The 4,293-nt window shown below is 42.5% G+C and carries 2 protein-coding genes; both read right to left on the reverse strand.

The genetic code is table 11. The annotated features are described in order from the left end of the window. Nucleotides 1-34: 34 nt before the first annotated feature. Entirely contained in the window at nt 35-3,109 is a 3,075-nt protein-coding gene (locus QZ548_RS08185; RefSeq protein ID WP_295869607.1) for an efflux RND transporter permease subunit, read from the reverse strand. Then, on the reverse strand, nt 3,106-4,170 hold the full coding sequence (locus QZ548_RS08190; protein WP_295782533.1) for an efflux RND transporter periplasmic adaptor subunit: 1,065 nt from the start codon (nt 4,168-4,170) through the stop codon (nt 3,106-3,108). The genes QZ548_RS08185 and QZ548_RS08190 overlap by 4 nt, the downstream gene beginning before the upstream one ends. Nucleotides 4,171-4,293: the final 123 nt, after the last annotated feature.

Raw genomic sequence — 4,293 nt, forward strand, 5'->3', positions numbered from 1 at the left:
TACGGGCTTATAGCCCGTGAGCAAACCACCCGTTTTACGGGTGGTTCTGATTTATCTTATACCATGTTGCATACATAACTGGTAGTACGATAAGTGTTAGTACTGTTGCCACTAGTAAGCCGCCGCTGAAGGCGATAGCAAGTGGACTCCAGAATACAGATCCCATGAGAGGAATCATGCCTAAAATCGCTGCGATTGCAGTGAGCATGATAGGTCGGAAACGAAGTGTAGCGGAGTTGATAATCGCTTCACGAGGTTCTTGACCTTCTGCTTTGTGGATTTCGATTTGGTCTAACAAGATAATGGAGTTACGAATGATCATACCCGATAGGGCAATGATACCCAGAATAGCCATAAAGCCCAATGGCGTTCTCGTAATATTCAGAGCCAATACAACGCCGATTAATCCGAGAGGAGCTGTGAGCAAGGCCATGAACATGAGGGCGATACGCTTTAATTGGAACATGAGGATTGTCATGATCACAAAGAGCATAATCGGCATTGGTGTTAACAGATTTTGTACAGCTGTTACGCTCTTTTCAGCGGCCCCATCAAGTTCAATGGTATATCCTGTAGGCAAGGAATCGCGAATGTCTTGTAAGGATTTATACACCTCTTTTGTTTTCGCATTTCCTAGGACGCCAGCATTTACATTAGCGTGAATGCTGATGGTTGGCATCATGTTGCGATGCCAGATGATACCATCCTCTTGAGTCATGGTGATGGTTGCAATTTGGCTAAGCGGTACGTAGGAACCATTGCCTGTTTGAATTGGTAAGGAAGACAGAGCACTTAAGTTGTGTTGTTCATTATCTCCTAAACGGAATGTAACAGGAATTGTTTGGTTACCTTCGTAGTATTCACCAGATTTTGTACCCGATAATAGACTTTGCAAGTGTAAGGATACGGCATAGCTATCAATACCGAGTAAACGAGCTTTGTTAGGATCGATATGAACATTGGCTACTGGTTCCGTATCTGGCCAGTCAAAGGCTATGTTATGTAAGTCCTTGTCGCCTTGCATCTTGTCTTTTACCTTATTGGCAATTTCTTTTACCACCTTTTGATCAGGTCCAGAAACGCGGAGCATAACTGGATATTTAGATGGTGGACCAATTTGTACAAATTGAGTATTTACAAGGGCAGATGGGAATTCTTCATTTAAGTATGGCGTCAATTCATTGTATAGTTTATCGCGATCCTCTAAGGATTTAGTAACGATAACGTACTGCAAGAAATTGTTCCGTTGCAATTCAGGTTCCAAGGTGAGGACGAAACGTGGAGAACCTTGTCCAATGTAGGATGTAAAGGTTGAAATATGTTCGTTACCTTGTAAGTGTTCGTCGATGATTTTAGCTTGATTTGCTGTGTACTCGATGGACGAACTTTGAGGGAATTGCATAGATACTATGATTTCATTACGCGTTGATGATGGGAAAAATTCCTGTTTAATCAATGGTAGTGAAAGTAGGGAGAACACAAAGGCACCTAAGGTGATGAGTAATACTACCTTATGATGGCCTAAAGCCCAATGTAACAGTTTTTCAAATTTATCATAGAATGTAACACTGAGCTTGTGCATGATACGGTCTCGTTTATTCCATTCTGATTCAGGTTTTGGAGCCTTATTTTCGATGATTTTATAACCGAGAACAGGGCTGACGAGAACAGAGGCGAACCAAGATAGGATGAGCGCCATAAATACAACGATGGATAGAGATTTTGTAAACTCTGCTACCATGCCTTCTGCGAGTGCTAATGGCAAGAAGCCTGCGCAAGTAATGAGCGTACCAGATAGCATAGGGAACGCTGTCGATTGGTAAGCAAAGGTTGCAGATCTAAAGTGACCCCAACCTTCTTCGAGCTTAACGCTCATCATTTCTACAACGATGATGGCATCATCTACGAGGAGGCCTAGAGCCAGTATTAACGCACCTAGACTAACCTTGTGCAGATAAATGCCACTTTCATACATCAAAATGAATGTGGTAGACACAACGACAGGAATAGTGAGGGCTACGACCACACCTGTACGCAAGCCAAGGGATGCAAAGCTTACGAGCAATACGATGGCGATAGCTTCAAATAGAGATTGAGAGAAATCGCCAATGGATTCTTTAACAATATGTGGCTGATTTGATACTTGATCGAGCTCAAGTCCTGCAGGAATAGTTTTCTTCAATTCTGCTAGCTTTTTATCGATAGCTTCACCAAATTCTATATTATTGCCACCTGCATCCATGGAGATGGCAATACCGATAGCTGGCTTGCCTTCATAGTAGAATTGAGGATTGCTAGGGTCTTGGTAGGTCATGGTTACATCAGCCATGTCGCCAAGGCGCAAGGTTTGATTATTGATGCGAATTGGCATATCTTGTACGGCTTGTGGACTATCGAATAGACCGTTCACGCGGAGATATACATTATTCGTATCCGTCGTAATCATACCAGCTGGAACCATCATACTTTGCTGTTTAATAGCTGTTAATAGCTGTTGTGTACTGATTTTATAGGATGCTAATTTATCCTTATTAATCGTTACATTAAGGGTTTGTTGTTGAACCCCAATGAGGCTGATTTTCTTAACGTTTGGAACAGATAAAAGCTGACGTTTTAAGTCTTCTGCTTGTTGACGCTTTTCTTCGTACGAGAATTCATCGCCGCTAATAGCGTAGATAATGCCGTATACATCATCGAATCTGTCGTTGATGGTCGGTCCTTGAACACCTTGTGGTAATGACTTCCATTCATCGTTAATCATGTTCCGCGCTTCTTCCCAAGCGGGACGTATTTTATCGGATGGTAGATTTTCTTTCAGATTAATATAAATAACTGATTTGCTGCCATCTGTGAAAGATTTTGTATAATCGACGCCAGGTAGGTCGCGCAGTTTTTCTTCTAATTTGTCCGTTACCTGATCCGACATTTCTTGTGGGGAAGCCCCCGGCCAAGCAACGCCGACTACCATGGTGCGCATCGTAAAGTCTGGGTCTTCCATACGTCCCATATGGTTGTATGAAAAGATACCAAAGGTAAGGAGCACAGCCATGAAGTAGTAGATAATGGACTTATGTTTGAGGGCCCATTCGGCTAAGTTAAATTGTTTCATTGACTCACCGCCGTCCCTTCTTGTAATTGTTGGGTACCTGCGGTGATGACAATGTCACCCTTAGCTAAACCAGATGTGACGATGACAGAGTTCTTGCCGAATTCACCTGTCTTAATTGGCACGAGATGAGCCTTTTTATCTCGAATGATATACACTGCATTATTGCCGTTAGAGTCTTTCACAAGAGCTGTTAACGGAATGGAAATATTGGTGCTATCTGTAGAAGACAGATTTACATTGATCGTCATGCCTAGTTGTACCTCTTTTGGAGGATTTTGTAAGGTAATTTTTACGGTATACGTTCTCGCTACAGGGTCAGGAACTGGTGAAATTTCACGGACCACGCCTTGTACGGTTACATCTGGTAGAGCCCAGAATGTAATAGTGGCAGGGCTACCTACATGCACCTTAGTCAATTCTTGTTCAGGAAGGGCGATGACTGCTTCTGGGTCGCGACCAGCTGCTAAGGTACCAACGCTTTGACCGGCTGCTACGACTTGGCCTGCTTCAATATTGAAAGCTGTAATAATACCTGTATCAGGAGCAGTCAAATTAGTATAGCTATTTTGATTGCTACTCAAATTGAGGCTAGCCTGTGCTTGTTGTAATTGAGCAGAGGTAACATTCAATTGGTTTTCTGCTTGGTCTAATTGCAATTTACTAATCGCTTGTTGCGCGTAGAGCTCGCGATATCGTTTAGCATTGGTTTCTGCTAATTCATAAGCCGATTGAGCGGCTTTTACAGCACCCTCAGCATTTTGTACTTGAGCAGATGTATCTGAACCATTAATTTGAGCAATCACTTGTCCTGCTTGAACCACATCACCAACATTTACGAATTTATTGATGACGCGCCCACCAATTTGAAAGGCCAAGTTGGTTTCTGTTTTATTATGGATGGTGCCTGCATAGCCAGCGCCAGTAGTACCAGATTCTTCACCGATGGTGATAGTACGCACCTTGAGGCTTGTATCCTCAGGTTGCTTTTCAGATCCACAACCACTTATGATAGCAGTCCCTATTAAGAGGGCTCCTATGGTTGCTATGACTCGTTGATTCATAGAATCTCTCCTTTATACCACACATAAGCCCTATGACACACAACTACATAGATGCAGCATTCATAGGACTCCATATTATGAGAGTAGAGCTAAGTTAGCCATTAAAATTATAGTAATTAATAG

The organism is uncultured Veillonella sp., assembly GCF_915069625.1.
Taxonomy (GTDB): Bacteria; Bacillota; Negativicutes; order Veillonellales; family Veillonellaceae; genus Veillonella.

Bases quoted from the DNA above. Each gene is read 5' to 3' on its own strand.
- QZ548_RS08190 (WP_295782533.1), bottom strand. From the start codon at position 4,170: ATGAATCAACGAGTCATAGCAACCATAGGAGCCCTCTTAATAGGGACT.
- QZ548_RS08185 (WP_295869607.1), bottom strand. From the start codon at position 3,109: ATGAAACAATTTAACTTAGCCGAATGGGCCCTCAAACATAAGTCCATT.